Origin of the sequence: Micromonospora ferruginea (assembly GCF_013694245.2) — a bacterium.
Taxonomy (GTDB): Bacteria; Actinomycetota; Actinomycetes; order Mycobacteriales; family Micromonosporaceae; genus Micromonospora; species Micromonospora robiginosa.
Genome location: NZ_CP059322.2, coordinates 539,477 through 556,275, shown reverse-complemented (window position 1 = coordinate 556,275; position 16,799 = coordinate 539,477). Strand labels below are relative to the sequence as shown.

The following is a 16,799-nucleotide window of genomic DNA, read 5'->3' as shown; positions in this document are numbered from 1 at the left end:
CCGCCGCCGGGGCGGGTCAGGCGCGCAGCGCGGTGCCCAGGATCTCCGCGGCACGGTCCACCTGGGCGTCGGTGACGTCCAGGTGGGTGACCAGCCGGGCGGTACGCGGGCCGAGCACCGAGATCAGCAGGCCCTCCGCCCGGGCGGCGGCGGCGACCGCGTGCGCGTCGCGCGGGTGCTTGGTCAGGTCCAGCGGCACGATGTTGGTCCGCACCTCGCTCGCGAGCACCCCGTGCGGGGCGACCGCCTCGGCCAACCGGGCCGCCTTGGCGTGGTCGTCGGCGAGCCGCTCGACGTGGTGCGCCAGCGCGTACCGGCCGGCGGCGGCGAGGATGCCGACCTGCCGCATGCCGCCGCCCATCCGCTTACGCAGGAACCGGGCCCGGGCGATCTTCTCGGCGCTGCCCACCACCAGCGAGCCGACCGGCGCGCCGAGCCCCTTGGAGAGGCAGACGGAGAGCGTGTCGAACAGCGCGCCGTACTCCGCCAGCGGCACCCCGTCGGCGACGTGCGCGTGCCAGATCCGGGCGCCGTCGCAGTGCAGCGCGAGCCCGTGCTCGTCGGCGACCGCACGCAGCCGGCGCAGCGTCGACAGCGGGACCACCCCACCACCGCCCCGGTTGTGGGTCTGCTCCACGGCGATGGCCCGGGTGGGCACCGCGAAGTAGCCGTCCGGCCGGATCATCCCGACGACCACGTCGGGGTCGAGCGCCGCGCCCACCGCCGGCCAGGTCCGCGACGAGATCCCGGAGTACGCGGCCGCGGCGCCCACCTCGTAGGTGACCACGTGCGCGTCGGCGTCGCAGAGCAGTTCGTCGCCGGGCGGGACGAGCAGTTGCAGGGCGAGCTGGTTGGCCATCGAGCCACTCGGGGCGAACAGCGCCGCCTCGTGCCCGAACCGGGCCGCCACCTCGGCCTCGAGCGCCGCCACGGTCGGGTCCTCGCCGTAGACGTCGTCGCCCACCTCGGCGGCGGCCATGGCCTCCCGCATCGCCGGCGTCGGCCGGGTCACGGTGTCGGTCCGAAGGTCGATCACACTATCCACGCAGCATCTCCGCAACCAGAAAGGCCAGCTCCAGCGACTGCTGGGTGTTCAGTCGCGGGTCGCAGGCGGTCTCGTACCGGTCGGGCAGGTCGAGGTCCTCGATGCCCTGGGCGCCGCCGAGGCACTCGGTGACGTCCTCGCCGGTCAGCTCGACGTGCAGGCCGCCCGGATGGGTCTCCAGGCCACGGTGCACCTCGAAGTAGCCGAGCACCTCGTCGACGATCCGGTCGAAGTGCCGGGTCTTGTAGCCGTTGGAGGACTCGTGGGTGTTGCCGTGCATCGGGTCGCACTGCCAGACCACCTTGGCGCCGGCGGCGGTGACCTTGGCGACGATCGGCGGGAGCGCGTCCCGCACCCGGTGGTTGCCCATCCGGCTGATCAGCGTGAGCCGGCCGGGGACGTTCTCCGGGTTGAGCTTCTCGCACAGCTCGATCGCCTCGTCCGGCGTGGTGGTGGGGCCGAGCTTGACACCGATCGGGTTGGCGATCCGGGAGATGAAGTCGATGTGCGCGCCGTCGATCTGCCGGGTCCGCTCGCCGATCCAGAGGAAGTGGCCGGACAGCCCGTAGGCCCGGCTGTCCGAGATGCGGGTGAGCGCCCGGTCGTACTCCAGCGCCAGCGCCTCGTGCGAGCAGTAGAGGGTGACCGTGCGCAGCGCCTCCTCCTCGGTCATCCCGCAGGCCCGGATGAAGGCGATGGCCCGGTCGATCTCCCGGGCGATCGCCTCGTAGCGCTCCCCGGCCGGGGACTGCCGGACGAAGTCCTTGTTCCAGTCGTGCACCGCGTGCAGGTCGGCCAGCCCGCCGGCCAGGTAGGCCCGGAGCATGTTCATCGCGGCGGCCGAGTTGGCGTACGCCCGGATCATGCGCTGCGGGTCGGCGACCCGCGCCTCCGGCGTGGCCTCCAACGAGTTGATCATGTCGCCGCGGTAGGCCGGCAGGCCGCGGGCGTCGGTGGGCAGGGACCGGGGCTTGGTGTACTGGCCGGCGACCCGGGCCACCTTGACCACCGGCAGCGACGCGCCGTAGGTGAGCACGATCGCCATCTGGAGCAGGGTGCGGGCGTTGGCCAGCAGGTGGCTCTCGGTGTTGTCGACGAAGGTCTCCGCGCAGTCACCGCCCTGGAGCAGGAACGCCTTGCCCTCGCAGACCAGGGCCAGCCGCCGCCGCAACTGGTCGACCTCGTAGGGTGCGACCACCGACGGGACCGTGTCCAGCACCCGGCAGACCTCGGTGACCTGCGTCGGATCGTTCCAGGGCGGGGTCTGCGCACGTGGCAGCTCCCGCCAGTGGTCGAGGCCGAGGGCCGCGTCCTCGGCGGAGTCGGCGGTCGGGCGACTGGTCTGCAGACCCGGGCTGCCCACGGCGGGGTAACTCAGCTGATGCCACTCATGGCGCATGCAGGAAAGCGTACGGCGACCGCCCGGTCCGCTCGACCCCGAGGGGCAGGGTTCCGGTGCGTGGGAGACCGGCGCCACAGCCGGGCCGGGGTCAGGGCGTGACGGCCGGCTGGGCGGAGTTGCCGGCCGGCGCCTCACCGGCGATGCACCAGTCCGCGCCGGTGCGGGTGACCGTGAACAGCAGCGACCGGGTGGCCTTGCGGGACCCGGCGGCCACCGTGATCGAGGCGCTGACCTCCTGGCCGCGCGGTCCGGTGCGGACGTCGGTGATGGTGGCCTGCGGCACCGTGAAGTGGTCGGCGAAGTCGCCGTTCGGGCCGGTGGCGGCGGCGTCGAAGGTCGCCTGCATGGGCGCGCAGAGCTGGCTGCGGCCGGCGGCGGCGTCGCGGGCGGCCAGCGCGTCCAGGTACGCCTGCACCCGCTCCCGGCTCTTGGCGGCGGCCTCCTCGGCGGGTGCCCGACCGGTGGGCGCGGCGGCGCTCCCCCCGTCGCCGCCCGAGCCGCAGCCGGCCAGGCCGGCCGGCAGGAGCGCGAGCAGGACGGCGGCGGTGGCCACCCTCCGGTGCTGCTGACCCATCGGTCCCTCCCATCGGCTCGGGGCGTCGTGACGTGCTCGACCGGCGAGTCTGTCACACCGCACCGCGCGCCGGTCGCCGGCCTCCATCCTCGCCCCGATCGCCGCGCCCGGCCAGGCGGCACGCCCGCCGACCCCGACCGGGCTCGACGATCACTAGTCTCGGACGGCGCGGCGGCACCGGACCGCGCCCGCACCGGAGGTGACGACCATCCTCACCGTGACGTCCGTCGACACCGCCGGGTTGCCACCGGCCGAGCGGTTCGACTTCTGGCAGGACCTCGTCGCGCGGCAGTCGTCGACCGCCACGATCCGCAGCGCGTACGCGGGCGACTTCACCGCCTCGGCCCGCGTGGTCGATCTCGGCACGCTCCGCCTCGGCGTCTGGCGCTACCCGTCCCTGGAGTTCACCCGACCGGCCCACCTGATCGACAGTGCCGACCCGGAGTTGTACCAGCTCGCCCTGCCGCTGTCCGGGCGCGGGGTGATGACCCAGCAGCGCCGGGAGGGACCGCTGGACCCGTCCGCGTTCGCCCTCGTCGACACCGTCCGACCGCACGGCTCCCGGCTGCGGCCGGACGACGCGACGCCGGGCGTGGTGGAGACGTTGACCGTCCTGCTGCCGCACCGGGCGTTGCCGCTGGCCCCGCACCGGCTGGCGGAGCTGTGCGCCACCGACATCCCGGCCCGCACCGGGATGGGCGCGCTGCTCGCCGCGTTCCTGCGGCGGGTCGCGGCGCACCCGGAGCAGTACGCGGCGGCCGACGCCCCGCACCTCGACCGGATCGCCGTGGACCTGATCGCCGGCACCCTGGCCGGGCGGCTGGACGTCGCGCGGGACCTGCCGGTCGACACCCGGATCACCGTGCTCCGGGCCCGGGTGACCGCGTTCGTCCGGCAGCACCTGACCGACCCGGCGCTCTCCCCGGCCGCCGTCGCGGTGGCGCACCACCTGTCGTTGCGGTCGCTGCACCGGCTCTTCGAGGGCACCGGTACGACGGTCGGCGGCCTGATCCGCGCCGGCCGGCTGGAGCGGGCGGCCCGGGACCTGGCCGACCCGCGGCTGCGCCGGCTGGGCGTGGCGCAGATCGGCCGGCGGTGCGGGTTCGCGCACCCGGCGCACTTCAGCCGCGCGTTCCGGGCCGCCTACGGGCTGTCCCCGGGCGAGCACCGGGACCGGGCCGCCCGGGGATGAGCACGCGGGCGGGGAGGGGCCGGTGCGGCCCCTCCCCGCCGGGTGGGTGGTGCGTCGGCCCTCAGCCAGGCCGAGGGGTGGTGCGTCGGTCTCGGCTCAGCCGAGACCGCCCTTGATGGCGCCGATCAGCTCACCGTTGCTGGTGTCTCCGGAGAGCTCCCAGAAGAACGCGCCACCGAGGCCCTGGGTGTTGGCGTAGCTCATCTTCCCGCCGATGGTGGCCGGGGTGTCGTAGCTCCACCAGTTGCTGCCGCACTTGGCGTACGCCGTGCCGCCGACCGTGGCCGTGGCCGGGCAGGTGTTCTTGAGGACCTTGTAGTCCTCGATGCCGGCCTCGTAGGTGCCGGGCGCCGCGCCGGTGGCGGTGCCGCCGGGAGCGGTCTGGGTGACGCCGGTCCAGCCTCGGCCGTAGAAGCCGACGCCGAGCAGCAGCTTGTTGGCCGGCACGCCCTTGGACTTCAGTTTCTGGATCGCCGCGTCGGACCAGAAGCCCTGCTGCGGGATGCCGGTGTAGGAGTAGAGCGGCGAGTGCGGGGCGGTCGGCCCCTGTGCGTTGAACGCGCCGAAGTAGTCGTAGGTCATCGGCATCAGCCAGTTGAGGTTCGTCGCCGCGCCGGCGTAGTCGGTCGCGTCGATCTTGCCGCCGTTGCTGCCGTCGGCGGTGATCGCCGCGGTGACCAGGAAGCTGGAGCCGAACTTGGTCCGCAGCGCGCCGACCACGTTCTTGAACGCGTTCGGGCCGCTGGCGTCGCACTGGAGACCACAGGCGTTCGGGTACTCCCAGTCGATGTCGATGCCGTCGAAGACGTCCGCCCACCGCGGGTCCTTGACCAGCGAGTAGCAGGAGTCGGCGAACGCGGCCGGGTTCTGCGCGGCCTGGGTGAAGCCGGCCGACCAGGTCCAGCCGCCGAAGGACCAGAGCACCTTGAGGTTCGGGTACATCTTCTTCAGCTTGCGGAGCTGGTTGAAGCTGCCGCGCAGCGGCTGGTCCCAGGTGTCGGCGACGCCGTCGACGCTGTCCGCTGCGGTGTACGCCTTGTCGTAGTCGGCGTAGCTGTCACCGATGCTGCACCGCCCGCCGGTGGTGTTGCCGAAGGCGTACAGGATGTGGGTCAGCTTCGCGGCCGAGCCGCTGGTGTGGATGTTCTTGACGTGGTAGTTCCGGCCGTAGACGCCCCACTCGGCGAAGTAGCCGACCACCTTCTTGCCGCCGGTCGGCGGCGTGGTGGTGGGAGGCGGCGTGGTCGGCGGCGCCGTGGTGGGCGGCGCCGTCGTCGGCGGGGTGGTGGTCGGCGGCGTCGTGGTCGGCGGCGCGGTGGTCGGCGGGGTGCCGCCGCCGGCGCAGGAGCCACCGTTGACGGTGCAGTTCAGCGGGCCCCGGTAGGCCCCGGTGCCGTTGTAGCCCCAGTTGAAGCTGGCCCCCGGGGCGAGCGACCCGGCCCAGCTCTTGTTGACCGCCACGTAGTGGTCGCCGCTGCGGGTCACGTCGGCGTCCCAGGAGCTGCTGATCGAGGTGCCGGAGGGCAGGTCGAACTCGATGCGCCAGCCGTTCACGCTCGCGCCGGTGCCGTTGGTGACGGTGACCCGTCCCTCGTGACCGGTCCCCCAGTCCTGCACCTTGGTGAACGTGGCGGTGACGTTGCCGGCGGCCGACGCGGTGGTCATGGGCACCGCGGCGACCGCGAGCGCGACCACGGCGCCGGTGGCCCAGAGGGCCCGGCGGAGCGATCTCTTCATACGGCGTCTCCCCAATAGTTAGGAAACTTTCCAAATTGATTGCTGAGACGCTACTCACGCCGTCATCAGTTCGTCAAGATGTAGATGCGTCGATTTCACGGGTGGCGCGGGGCGAGCCACTGGGCGGCCCGTAGCCTCGTCGCATGACCGTTTTCGACGTACCCATCGACGCCCTCACCGGCGGCCCGGCCGACCTCGACCGCTACCGCGGCCGTGCCCTGCTGGTGGTCAACGTGGCCTCCCGCTGCGGCCTCACCCCGCAGTACGCGGGCCTGCAGGCGCTCGCCGACAGCTACGCCGAGCGCGGGCTGACCGTGCTCGGGGTGCCGTGCAACCAGTTCGCCGGCCAGGAGCCGGGCGAGGCCGCGGAGATCGAGGAGTTCTGCCAGGTCAACTACGGCGTCACCTTCCCGCTCACCGAGAAGGTCGACGTCAACGGCCCGGACCGGCACCCGCTCTACGCCGAGTTGGTGTCCACGCCGGACGCCGAGGGGCACACCGGCGACGTGCGCTGGAACTTCGAGAAGTTCCTGGTCGCGCCGGACGGCTCGGTGGCCGCCCGGTTCGCCCCGCAGGTGACGCCGGACGATCCCGCGCTGCGCGCCGCGGTCGAGAAGGTCCTGCCAGCCTGAGCGCACGGCGGAGCGGCATGCCTCGAACGAGGCATGCCGCTCGCGGGTCGAGCGCGCCGGTCAGCCGGCGGCCGACCGGAAGACCGGGTAGTAGCCGCCGGACTGCCCCGCGGCGGTCGGGTGGTAGGAGATGGTCAGGTTCAGCACGTTCAACGCGTGCAGCCACTTGGTGCCGTAGCTGCAGAGCTGGTGACCGACGAAGATGGACCGGACGTCGGCGAACGTGAAGCCGGCGGAGGTGGCGGCCGTCCGGGTGATGTCGTCGAGCAGGTTGATGCCTTCGTTGATCTTCGCCCGCGAGGTCGCGGTGAGCCCGACGCAGACGGTGCCGAGCTGGTAGAAGACCGGGTAGCCGACCACCACGACGCGAGCCGAGGGGGCGCGGCTGCGGATGCCGTTGTAGACGTTGGCGAGCCGACTCGGCATCTGGGTACGGGCCACGTTCATGGCCGAGTTCACCGCCGCCACGCACTGCGTCTCACCCTGGAGCACGCAGGTGCTCATGATGTTGGCGAAGCCGACGTCGTTGCCGCCGATCGTGACGCTGACCAGCGTGGTGGTCGAGGAGAGCGCGGAGAGCTGGCCGTTGATGACGTCCGCCGTGGTGGCGCCGGAGCAGGCGACCGAGCGGTACGAGGCCGGCCGGATGTTGGCGTTGTAGAGCGCCGGGTAGGCGTTCGTGCTGCGCAGGCAGTTGCCACTCTCGGAGGTGTAGCTGTCGGCGCCGACGCCGGAGGCGTACGAGTCGCCGAGCGCGACGTAACGGTCGGACGGGGACGCCTGGGCGGGGGCGGCCAGGGACAGCGTGAACCCGACCGAGGCGGCCAGGGTCAGGGCGAGGGTGGCAAGACGGGATCTCCGCACGTCGCACTCCTGGGGGTGGGAAGTGGTGGTGAGAGATTGATATCAATAAGATCGCCAAACACGGAAGATCACCGATTCGCGGTCCACGTCCATTGAGACTTGTCCATACAAATCGATGCCACGATCCGGCGTCCGGATGAAGGTTTTCGCCAAGGCGGCCAACCTACCGCCGCGGTCGGGAATGCCGCGACACGCCACCGTGGTTGGCACCGGACATGACGACTGTGGGACTGATCGGCAGCGGCAACATCGGCGGCACGGTGGCCCGGCTCGCGGTGGACGCCGGCCACGACGTGGTGCTCAGCAACTCACGCGGCCCGGAGACGCTCCAGGACCTGGTGACCGAGCTGGGCCCCCACGCCCGGGCGGCCACCCCGGCGGAGGCGGCGACCGCCGGCGACCTGGTGGTCGTCACGATCCCGCTGCGGGCCTACCGCGAGGTGCCGGCCGCGCCGCTCGCCGGGAAGATCGTGATCGACACCGACAACTACTACCCGGACCGGGACGGGCGCTTCGCCGAGCTGGACGACGAGTCGACCACCACCAGCGAACTGCTCCAGCGGCACCTGCCGGAGTCACGCGTGGTCAAGGCCCTCAACAACATCTACTTCGCGCACCTGCGGGTGCTGGGCCGCCCGGCCGGCGCGGCCGACCGGACCGCCCTGCCGATCGCCGGCGACGACGAGTCGGCCAAGGCCACCGTCACCGCGTTCCTCGACTCGCTGGGATACGACACGCTCGACGTCGGGCCGCTCGCCGAGGGCTGGCGGTTCCAGCGCGACACCACCGCGTACGCCGGTCTCTACGCCGCCGACGGCGACTGGGAGCGGCCCGCGCCGGTCGACGCGCAGCGGTTGCGTGCCGCCCTCGCCGCCGCCCGCCGCTACGCCGACGGCTGACCCACGCCCGCCCGGCGGCCGGCCCGACCGGCCGCCGGGCTCACACCGGGCGGCGGCCGGCGAAGCCGCACTCCACCCGGTGGTACCAGCGGACGTCGGTGTCGCCCTCCAGCCAGCACCAGAGCACCGCCCGGCCGTCGCGCTCGCCCGGGAAGTCGAGCAGCACCGGGGCGATGCCCTTGACCTCGATGTCGTGCTGGTGGAACTCCTCCACCACGGCGTGCAGCCGGGCCTCCAGCGCCTTCACCTCGGCGAGCCCGCCGAGCGCGCTGACGCCGTGGTCGGCCAGGTCGACCCGCAGCTCGGCGAGGTCGGCCCGCAGTTTGATCAGCTCGTCGACGCGGGGCCGCAGGGTGGCCACCAGGTGTCGCGCCTGGGCGAGAGTGAACACCGGGCCAGTATGGGGCACGCGTGAGGGCGCGGCCTCACACCTGGGCGGCGAGTTCGCGGGCGCGGTCGCGCGCCGCCTCCAGCGCCGCCAGCATGGCCGCGCGTACGCCGTGGTTCTCCAGCTCGCGGATCGCGGAGATGGTGGTGCCGGCCGGCGAGGTGACCGCCTCGCGCAGCTTCACCGGGTGCTCGCCGGAGTCGCGCAGCATCACCGCCGAGCCGATCGCGGTCTGCACGATCAGCTCGTGCGCCACCTGGCGCGGCAGGCCGAGCAGGATGCCGGCGTCGATCATGGCCTCGACCAGCAGGTAGAAGTAGGCCGGGCCGGAGCCGGAGAGCGCGGTGACCGCGTCCTGCTGCGACTCGGGCACCCGGACGGTCGAGCCGAGCGGGGAGAACATCTCCTCGGCCAGCGCCAGGTGCGCGCCGGTGGCGTGCGCGCCCGGCGAGATGGCGGTCATCGCCTCGTCGACCAGGGCCGGGGTGTTGGTCATCACCCGCACCACCGGCGTGCCCTCGGGCAGCCGGCGGTTGAAGAAGGCGGTCGGCAGGCCGGCGCAGAGCGAGATGACCAGCTTGCCGGCGGGGATCTTCGGGCCGATCTCGTCGAGCAGCGCGGCGGCGTCCTGCGGCTTGACCGAGACGGCCAGCACGTCGGCCTCGGTGACCGCGGTGGGGTTGTCCACCACCCGGACGCCGTAGCGCTCGGTCAGCTCCTGTGCGCGGGCCGGCCGGCGCGCGGTGGCGAGCAGTCGCTCCACCGGCCAGCCGGAGCGCAGCAGCCCGGAGAGCATCAGCTCGCCGATCTTGCCCGCGCCGATCACCGCGACCGTGTGCCCGCCCACCGCGCCTCCTCGTCCCCACTCCGACGACTGTTAAGCGGGGGCCCCTGCTATGCACGAAGCGTTAAGCGGGGGCCCCTCCTTACACCTCAGCTGCCGAAGAAGACCTCGGCCTCGGCGTACCGCTCCAGCGGCACGGTCTTCAGCTCGGCGGTGGCGTCGGCCAGCGGGACGCGGACGATGTCCGTGCTCTGCATCGCGACCATCTTGCCCCAGTCGCCCTCGTGCACCGCGTCGATGGCCTGCAGGCCGAGGCGGGTGGCGAGGACCCGGTCGAACGCGGTCGGGGTGCCGCCGCGCTGGATGTGCCCGAGCACCACGGTGCGGGCCTCCTTGCCGGTCTTCGCCTCCAACTGCTCGGCGAGCCACTGGCCGATGCCGCCGAGTCGGACGTGACCGAACGAGTCCAGCTCCTGGTTGTGCAGCACCATCTGGCCGTCCAGCGGCTGGGCGCCCTCGGCGACCACGACGATCGGGGCGTACTGGTGCTGGAAGCGCTTCTCGACGTAGCCGGCGACCTGGTCGACGTCGAACTGCCGCTCGGGCAGCAGGATCACGTTGGCGCCGCCGGCGAGACCGGCGTGCAGGGCGATCCAGCCGGCGTGCCGGCCCATCACCTCGACCACCAGCGTGCGGTGGTGGCTCTCGGCGGTGGTGTGCAGCCGGTCGATCGCCTCCATCGCGATGTTGACCGCGGTGTCGAAGCCGAACGTGTAGTCGGTGGCGCCCAGGTCGTTGTCGATCGTCTTCGGCACGCCGACCACGTTGACGCCCAGCTCGTGGAGCTTGGTGGCGACGCCGAGGGTGTCCTCGCCGCCGATCGCGACCAGGGCGTCCACGCCCTGCGCGGCCAGGTTCTCCTTGATCCGCTGCACGCCGTTCTCGATCTTGAACGGGTTGGTCCGGGACGAGCCGAGGATGGTGCCGCCGCGCGGCAGGATGCCCCGCACCTCCGCGATGCCCAGCGGCTTGGTCAGGCCCTCGAGCGGGCCCTTCCAGCCGTCCCGGAAGCCCACGAACTCGTGACCGTAGGTGGCGACGCCCTTGCGGACCACCGCCCGAATCACCGCGTTGAGACCAGGGCAGTCGCCGCCGCCGGTGAGCACGCCGATACGCATGATCTGCTCATCCTCCTGAAGCATCAGGTGAAGCCCGGATTAAGCCCCAGGATATGTGTCGGATCAGACCATCGGCGCCGTTGCCGGCCCGGGGCGGGCCGTCACTGCGCACTGTAGTCGGCGCGGGAGTGCGCCGGCATCGCGCCCCGGGCCGTCCCGTCCCCCGGGCCGGCTACCGGTCAGTAGCCGACCTCCTGGTTCTCCCCCGCCTTGGGCGGCTTCCCGGTCACCGCCGCCTTGGCGAAGCCGAGCAGGTTGACCACCGTGCTGCCCGGCGAGTCCCAGTACTCGGCCGAGCCGGCGTGCACCTTGATCAGGGTGATCCCCGGCGTGTCGAGGCCGTCCGGGAACCACGCCTTGAGCAGTGGGTTCCACAGCTCCTTCGCGCGCTCGGCGTCCCACTCCTCGGTGGCGGTGCCGGCCACCGACACCCAGGCGTTGTGCTTCTGGTCGGAGAAACCGACGTTGACCTGTGGGTTGACCCGGATCTGCCGGATCTTGGCGGAGTCGGCGTACGCGAAGAACCACATGTCGCCGTCGAAGTCCGCCTCCTGCAGGCCCATCGGCCGGCTGACCAGACGCCCGTCGACGGCGGTGGTGGTGAGCAGGCAGATCCGGGCGTCCCGGATCAGCTCGGTGACCTTGCGGCGGGCGTCGGCTGCGCTGGTCGGCTCGTTGCTCATGGGCCCTCCTCGGATCGGCGTGATGCCGCTCCGGTGCCCCGGGCAGAACGGGTCAAACCTGCCGCGCTCAGCGCGTGGTCATGGTCCGCCAGCGGGCCAGGTTGTGCCGGGCGTCGACGAGCGCGTCGTGCCGGCCGGACTCGGCCTCCGGCAGCCGGGGCCGGCCCCGGTCGTCCCAGAGCTGGCGCAGCTCCTTGGTGAACCGGGGGATCTCCCGGGGCAGCGCCGGCATGGCGCCCCAGAGCTGGGCCAGCACCACGTGGTCGTAGGCCGCGTACCAGGCCCAGAGTTCGAGCTGCTCCCCCGGCCGGTCGCGCACCGGGGCGAGCAGGAACTCGTGCAGGTCGTCGCGGATCCGCTCCCGCGACCGCCAGGCCCGGTCGGCCGGCGAGGGGAGCTTGTCCAGCACGTTGCGCCGCACCCAGGGCACCGCCCGGGAGTCGTCGAACTCGGTGGAGACCGCGTAGAACTCGCGGCCGTACTCGTCGACGACGCCGATCGACACCAGGTCGACGGTGCGGCCGTCCTCGATGAATTCGCAGTCGTAGAAATAGCGGTAGACCATCGCCCCCATCCTCGCCCATCGGCCCCGCGGGGCCGCCGCCGGGGCGTCGGCCGAGGTCGGCACGGCGCCGGCCGCCGGTCGGCCATGGTCACGGAAGTGTCTCCGGGGGTGTACAGCACGCTACCGGGACGTCATGATCTGATGTGTACCGCCGTCGGGCGCCGAACCGGTTGAGCTGCCTCTTGCCGGGACTGACAGCTTCACCCGGTGTGCGAGTGGTGACTTCTGACCGGGGAGGGGTTGGCCGTGGAGTCTCGCCTGCCGGAGCCAGGTGACGCGCTCACCGGCGTGGAGATGTTCGCCGGGCTGGAGCCGGAGGTGCGACAGCGGGTCATCGCCGCGGCCGTGCCCCGCACCTACCGCAAGGGGCAGCTCCTCTTCGTCGAGAACGACCCCGGCGAGTCCCTGATCGTGCTGCGCCGCGGCGCCGTTGCGGTGTTCCGCACCGCCCCCACCGGCGAGCGGGCCGTGCTGTCGGTGATCCGACCTCCGGACGTGCTGGGCGAGGTCTCCCTGCTGGACGCCTCGACCCGGTCGGCCTCCGCCGAGGCGATCGAGGACTGCGCCGCGCTGGCGCTGTCCCGGCCCGCCTTCATGGAGCTGGTGCACTCCAACCCGCGCATCCTGGACGCGGTGATGCGCTCGCTCGGCCAGTTGATCCGCCGGCTCACCGAGCAGAACGCCGACCACGTCTTCCTCGACCTGCCCGGCCGGGTGGCCAAGACGCTGGTCCGGCTGGCCGGCGAGAGCCAGGCCCCGATGATCACCATCGAGCTCAACCAGAGCCAGCTCGCCGAGATGGCCGGCGGCTCGCGGCAGAGCGTCAACCAGGCCATCGGCTCGTTCGCCAGCCGCGGCTGGCTGCGTACCGAAGGTCGCCGGATCGTGGTCACCGACGTGGCCGCGCTGCGCCGCCGCGCCGGGATGAGCGACCGCTGACGCGACGACGGCGGGGCCCGGCGATCGTTCCGCCGGGCCCCGCCGTCGCGTACGACGTCGTCGGGTCAGTTGTCCTTGGTGTCGGCCGGCGGCGCGCTCGGTCCGGGGCCGATCTTCGACGGGTCGGTCTTCTTCGGCGGCGTGGTCGTCGTGGTGGTCGTGGTCTCCGACGACCCGCTGCTCGTGGGCTGCTCCACCATGCCTTGTTCCTCCAGTTCGGCGAGTGTGACGGCGTCCACGTCGACCGTGTCGCCCGAGGCCCACACCGTCCCTCGTGGATCGGTCCATGGGGCGGAAAGCCGGACGTGCACGGCACTCTCCCTGTCGACGGGACTTCCTGCTAGGGGAGACTAGACCCGGCCGAACAGCCGCGACGTCCCACCGACCCGTCGGTTACCCGACTGCCCGGGCGCGCGGGACACTGGGCACCTCACGCGTACGGAGCCGGACATCGACCTCACCTGTGGACACTGCTCCCGGACCGCCGGACCGGACGACCGCTTCTGCGGCGGGTGCGGCCGGCCGCTCGCGGCGGCCTGCCCGGGTTGCGGTCACGCCAACGACGCCGAGGCCAACTTCTGCACCAACTGCGGGCAGCCGTTGCGCGACCACGCGGTCGCGGTGCAGGAGGACCGACGCCAGGTCAGCGTGCTCTTCATCGACATCGTCGACTTCACCACGTACGCCGAGCGGGCCGACCCGGAGCAGGCCCGCAGCCTGCAACAGGTCTACTTCGCCACGGTCCGCCGGCTGGTGCACCAGTACGGCGGCGTGGTGGAGAAGTACATCGGCGACGCGGTGATGGCGTTGTTCGGCGCGCCGGTGGCCACGGACAACGACGCGCTGCGGTGCGTACGCGCCGGTTTGGAGCTGCAGCGGAGCCTGGCCCGGCAGCCGGCCGGGCCGCACCCGCCGCTCGGTTTCCGGGTCGGCGTCGCCACCGGCGAGGCGCTGGTCGACCTGGCCGCGGCGCGCGACGGCGGCCAGGCCTTCGTCACCGGCGACGTGGTCAACACCGCGAGCCGGTTGCAGGGGCTGGCCCCGGTCGGCGGCGTGGTCGTCGACGAGAGCACCTGGGCGGCCACCCGGCGCGAGATGGAGTACGCCGACCAGCCGCCGGTGACGTTGCGCGGCCGGTCGGCGGTGAGCCGGATCTGGCTGGCCGTGCGGGCCCGGCCGCGGCGCGACGAGCAGGGCGCCGAGCTGACCCCGATGGTCGACCGGGACCACGAGCGGGGTCTGCTGGTCAGCGCGCTGCACCGCACCGTCAACGAGCGCACCTCCCAGTTGCTGACCGTCTTCGGCCCGGCCGGGGTGGGCAAGAGCCGGCTGCTGCGCGAGCTGGCCCGGCACGCGGCGAGCCTGCCCGGCCCACGGGTCACCTGGCTGACCGGTCAGTGCCCGCCGTTCGGCGAGAACGTCACCTACGCCGCGCTGGCCGACATCGTCCGGGGGTGGGCCGGCCTGACCGCCGCCGACGACCCGGCCGTCACCCGTGAGCGCCTGCGCGAGCGGCTGGGCCGCCTGGCCGATCCGCACGCGGTCCGGCTGGCCGAGTCGCTGGGCCCGCTGGTCGGCGTCTCCGGCGAACGTCTCACCTCGGCCGAGACCGAGGCGGCGTGGCGGCGGTTCCTGCTCGCGCTGGCCGCGACCGGCCCGACCGTGCTCGTCTTCGAGGACATGCACTGGGCGGACGAGGCGATGCTCTCCTTCGTCGAGCAGCTCGGCGCGGCGGCCCGCAACGTGCCGCTGCTGGTGGTCGCCACCGCCCGGCCGGAGCTGCGCGAGCGGCACCCGGCCTGGACCGGCACGATCAGCGGCGCGATGTCGATCTCGGTGCCGCCGATGCACGACGGCGACATCGACACGCTCTACTCGCTGCTGCTCGGCCAGTCCACGCTGCCCACCGACGCCCGCGCGCCGCTGATCGAGTTCGCCGACGGCAACCCGCTCTACGCCCAGGAGTACGCGCGGATGCTGCTCGACGGCGGCCTGGTCGAGCGTTCCGCCGGCCCGGTGCGCCTCGACCCGGCCGGCGGCGCCGGGATGCCGCGCACCGTGCAGGCGGTCATCGCGAACCGGCTGGACCTGCTGGACCCGGCCGACCGGGCGGTGCTCCAGGCCGCCTCGGTGGTCGGCGTGCAGTTCTGGGCGGCGCCGGTGGCGCTGGCCCTGGGCCGCCCGGCGGAGTGGGTGGAGCGGGCGCTGCACCGGCTCCAGCGACGCGACATGGTCTTCGAGCTGCCCACCTCGACCATGCCCGGCCAGCCGGAATACCGGTTCCGGCACGTGCTGGTCCGGGACGTCTGCTACCAGCGGCTGCCCCGCGCCGAGCGGGTCGCCCGGCACCAGCGCGCCGCCGACTGGCTGGCGCAGCTCACCGACGGCCGGCAGCACGACCTGGCCGAGGTGGTGGCCAACCACCGGTGGGCGGCGCACGAGATCGCCCGCACGGTGGGGCTGGACCAGGCCCCGCACGCCGCCGCCACCCGGGCCGCGCTGCACCTGGCCGCCCGCCGGGCGTACGAGCTGCACGCGCTGGACACCGCGACGACCCTCGTCGAGCGCGCGCTCAGCGTGGAGTGCGGTCCCGATCCGGCGCTGGAGCTGTTCCAGGCCGAGCTGGCGTTCTACCGCGACCAGGACGGGTTCCTGGTCGGCGACGGCGCGGCCCTGCTCACCGGCCTCGCCGGGCGGCTGGCCGACGCCGGCGACCTGCCCGGCGCGGCGAAGGCGTGGCGGTTGCTGGCCACCGCGGCCTGGGCCCGGGCCGACCGGTCGGAGACGCTGCGCTGCCTGGACCGGGCGATCCGGCTGCACGCCGCGCTGCCGGACAGCGAGGACAAGGTCGGCGCGCTGCTGGAGCTGGCCCGGGCGCACATGCTCGACGCGGAGACCGAGCCGGCCTGCGCCGCCGCCGGCACCGCCGCCGAGCTGGCCGAGCGGCTGGAGCTGCGCGAGGCGCGCGCCAACGCCCGGATCACCCTGGCGGTGGCCCGCTACCAGGCGGGCGTGGAGGAGGCGTACGCCGAGCTGGCCGAGGTCACCGAGGAGTGCCGGGTGGAGCGGCTCACCAGCCGTCGCCGGGCGGTGCACAACCTGGCCTGGGCGTTGCAGGAGGAGGGCGACCTGGCCGGCTCGGCCCGGCTGGTCGACGAGCAGCGGTCCCTGGACCTGGCCGGCGAGCACGGCCTCACGGTGAGCTTCAGCGACCAGTGGACCCGGTCCTACTACAGCGGGGACTGGACGGCGGCGCTGCGGCTGGCCGAGGGGACGACCCGACGCCCGACCGACGAGTGGGACCAGCACATCGTCGCGATCTCCGGCTGGATCCGCGCCCTGGGCGACGACCCGGCCGGCGGCGGCGACCCCGACCTGGTGGACCAGGCGCTCGTCGCGGCCCGGCGCAGCGGCTTCCACCGGGTGTTGCGGTCCACCGTGGCGCACGCCGCGCTCTGCCGCGCGGTGCAGGGCCGCCGGGAGGAGGCGCTCGCGCTGCTCACCGAGCTGGACGAGGACTGGCGGCGGACCCGCATGATCCCGTTCGCCGAGTGGGTGCCGGCGGTCGGTCACGTCGCCGGCCTGCTCGGCGGCGACGCCGCGGTGCTGGTGCGCGACCTGCTGGGTCGCGCCCCGCGGGTGACCCGCTGGGCGCGGTCGGCCGGCCGGTCCGCGGACGCGGCGCTGGCCCGGAGCGACGGGGACGTGGCCCGGGCCGGCCGGCTGTTCACGGCCGCCGCCGAGGGCTACGCCGGGATGACCGACGTCACCGACCAGATCATCGCCTCCGCCCTGGCGGTGGGTCCGCTGGTCGAGGCGGACCCGCCGGCCGCGGCGGTGACGCTGGCCCGGGTGCGCGCGTTCGCGGACCGGCACGCCGCGACCGGCCTGCTCCGGATCGCCGGGGCCGGCTGACC

The 16,799-nt window shown here is 73.3% G+C and carries 16 protein-coding genes; 5 read left to right on the top strand and 11 right to left on the bottom strand.

What is annotated here, in order from left to right:
- Positions 1-16: 16 nt before the first annotated feature.
- The 3 genes from H1D33_RS02705 to H1D33_RS02695 all read right to left on the bottom strand — a co-directional run bounded on the left by H1D33_RS02705 (position 17) and on the right by H1D33_RS02695 (position 3,021).
- Positions 17-1,036: a threonine aldolase family protein gene (locus H1D33_RS02705; RefSeq protein WP_181572938.1), complete on the bottom strand. Its 1,020-nt coding sequence runs from the start codon at positions 1,034-1,036 to the stop codon at positions 17-19.
- Between the two features lies 1 nt (position 1,037).
- Complete coding sequence (locus H1D33_RS02700; protein ID WP_181569562.1) at positions 1,038-2,444, bottom strand: class II 3-deoxy-7-phosphoheptulonate synthase; 1,407 nt, start codon at positions 2,442-2,444, stop codon at positions 1,038-1,040.
- 91 nt (positions 2,445-2,535) lie between these two features.
- Positions 2,536-3,021 carry a hypothetical protein gene (locus tag H1D33_RS02695; RefSeq protein ID WP_181569563.1) on the bottom strand — a complete coding sequence of 162 codons (486 nt, stop codon included), beginning with the start codon at positions 3,019-3,021 and terminating at the stop codon, positions 2,536-2,538.
- 217 nt (positions 3,022-3,238) lie between these two features.
- On the opposite strand from H1D33_RS02695, the gene H1D33_RS02690 reads away from it, so the two are divergent.
- The gene (locus H1D33_RS02690) at positions 3,239-4,213 is read left to right on the top strand and encodes an AraC-like ligand-binding domain-containing protein (RefSeq protein ID WP_181569564.1); all 975 of its coding nucleotides are present in this window, start codon (positions 3,239-3,241) and stop codon (positions 4,211-4,213) included.
- A 96-nt stretch (positions 4,214-4,309) separates the two neighbouring features.
- On the opposite strand, the gene H1D33_RS02685 is transcribed toward H1D33_RS02690, so the two are convergent.
- Positions 4,310-5,950, bottom strand: coding sequence for a glycosyl hydrolase family 18 protein (locus H1D33_RS02685; protein ID WP_181569565.1), 1,641 nt, complete (start codon positions 5,948-5,950; stop codon positions 4,310-4,312).
- Positions 5,951-6,093: 143 nt separating this feature from the next.
- Here H1D33_RS02685 and H1D33_RS02680 point away from each other — a divergent pair, with 143 nt between their 5' ends.
- Complete coding sequence (locus H1D33_RS02680) at positions 6,094-6,582, top strand: glutathione peroxidase (protein WP_181569566.1); 489 nt, start codon at positions 6,094-6,096, stop codon at positions 6,580-6,582.
- Between the two features lie 60 nt (positions 6,583-6,642).
- Here the strand turns inward: H1D33_RS02680 and H1D33_RS02675 are convergent, their stop codons facing one another.
- Complete coding sequence (locus H1D33_RS02675; protein ID WP_181569567.1) at positions 6,643-7,446, bottom strand: SGNH/GDSL hydrolase family protein; 804 nt, start codon at positions 7,444-7,446, stop codon at positions 6,643-6,645.
- A 215-nt stretch (positions 7,447-7,661) separates the two neighbouring features.
- On the opposite strand from H1D33_RS02675, the gene H1D33_RS02670 reads away from it, so the two are divergent.
- Entirely contained in the window at positions 7,662-8,345 is a 684-nt protein-coding gene (locus H1D33_RS02670) for an NADPH-dependent F420 reductase (RefSeq protein WP_181569568.1), read from the top strand.
- Positions 8,346-8,385: 40 nt separating this feature from the next.
- On the opposite strand, the gene H1D33_RS02665 is transcribed toward H1D33_RS02670, so the two are convergent.
- The 5 genes from H1D33_RS02665 to H1D33_RS02645 form a co-directional block, all read right to left on the bottom strand.
- The gene (locus H1D33_RS02665; protein WP_181569569.1) at positions 8,386-8,736 is read right to left on the bottom strand and encodes a DUF2203 domain-containing protein; all 351 of its coding nucleotides are present in this window, start codon (positions 8,734-8,736) and stop codon (positions 8,386-8,388) included.
- Positions 8,737-8,770: 34 nt separating this feature from the next.
- A complete protein-coding gene (gene proC / locus H1D33_RS02660; protein ID WP_181569570.1) occupies positions 8,771-9,580 on the bottom strand; it encodes a pyrroline-5-carboxylate reductase in 810 nt (269 codons plus the stop codon).
- A gap of 86 nt (positions 9,581-9,666) precedes the next feature.
- Positions 9,667-10,695 carry a 6-phosphofructokinase gene (locus tag H1D33_RS02655; RefSeq protein ID WP_181572939.1) on the bottom strand — a complete coding sequence of 343 codons (1,029 nt, stop codon included), beginning with the start codon at positions 10,693-10,695 and terminating at the stop codon, positions 9,667-9,669.
- A gap of 179 nt (positions 10,696-10,874) precedes the next feature.
- Positions 10,875-11,378, bottom strand: coding sequence for a pyridoxamine 5'-phosphate oxidase family protein (locus tag H1D33_RS02650; protein WP_181569571.1), 504 nt, complete (start codon positions 11,376-11,378; stop codon positions 10,875-10,877).
- A 67-nt stretch (positions 11,379-11,445) separates the two neighbouring features.
- Positions 11,446-11,943 carry a polyadenylate-specific 3'-exoribonuclease AS gene (locus tag H1D33_RS02645; RefSeq protein ID WP_181569572.1) on the bottom strand — a complete coding sequence of 166 codons (498 nt, stop codon included), beginning with the start codon at positions 11,941-11,943 and terminating at the stop codon, positions 11,446-11,448.
- Between the two features lie 246 nt (positions 11,944-12,189).
- On the opposite strand from H1D33_RS02645, the gene H1D33_RS02640 reads away from it, so the two are divergent.
- Positions 12,190-12,882 carry a Crp/Fnr family transcriptional regulator gene (locus H1D33_RS02640; protein WP_091059444.1) on the top strand — a complete coding sequence of 231 codons (693 nt, stop codon included), beginning with the start codon at positions 12,190-12,192 and terminating at the stop codon, positions 12,880-12,882.
- A gap of 65 nt (positions 12,883-12,947) precedes the next feature.
- Here H1D33_RS02640 and H1D33_RS02635 read toward each other — a convergent pair whose 3' ends face one another.
- The gene (locus H1D33_RS02635; protein ID WP_246411728.1) at positions 12,948-13,148 is read right to left on the bottom strand and encodes a hypothetical protein; all 201 of its coding nucleotides are present in this window, start codon (positions 13,146-13,148) and stop codon (positions 12,948-12,950) included.
- Between the two features lie 184 nt (positions 13,149-13,332).
- On the opposite strand from H1D33_RS02635, the gene H1D33_RS02630 reads away from it, so the two are divergent.
- Entirely contained in the window at positions 13,333-16,797 is a 3,465-nt protein-coding gene (locus H1D33_RS02630; RefSeq protein ID WP_181572940.1) for an ATP-binding protein, read from the top strand.
- Positions 16,798-16,799 lie beyond the last annotated feature (2 nt).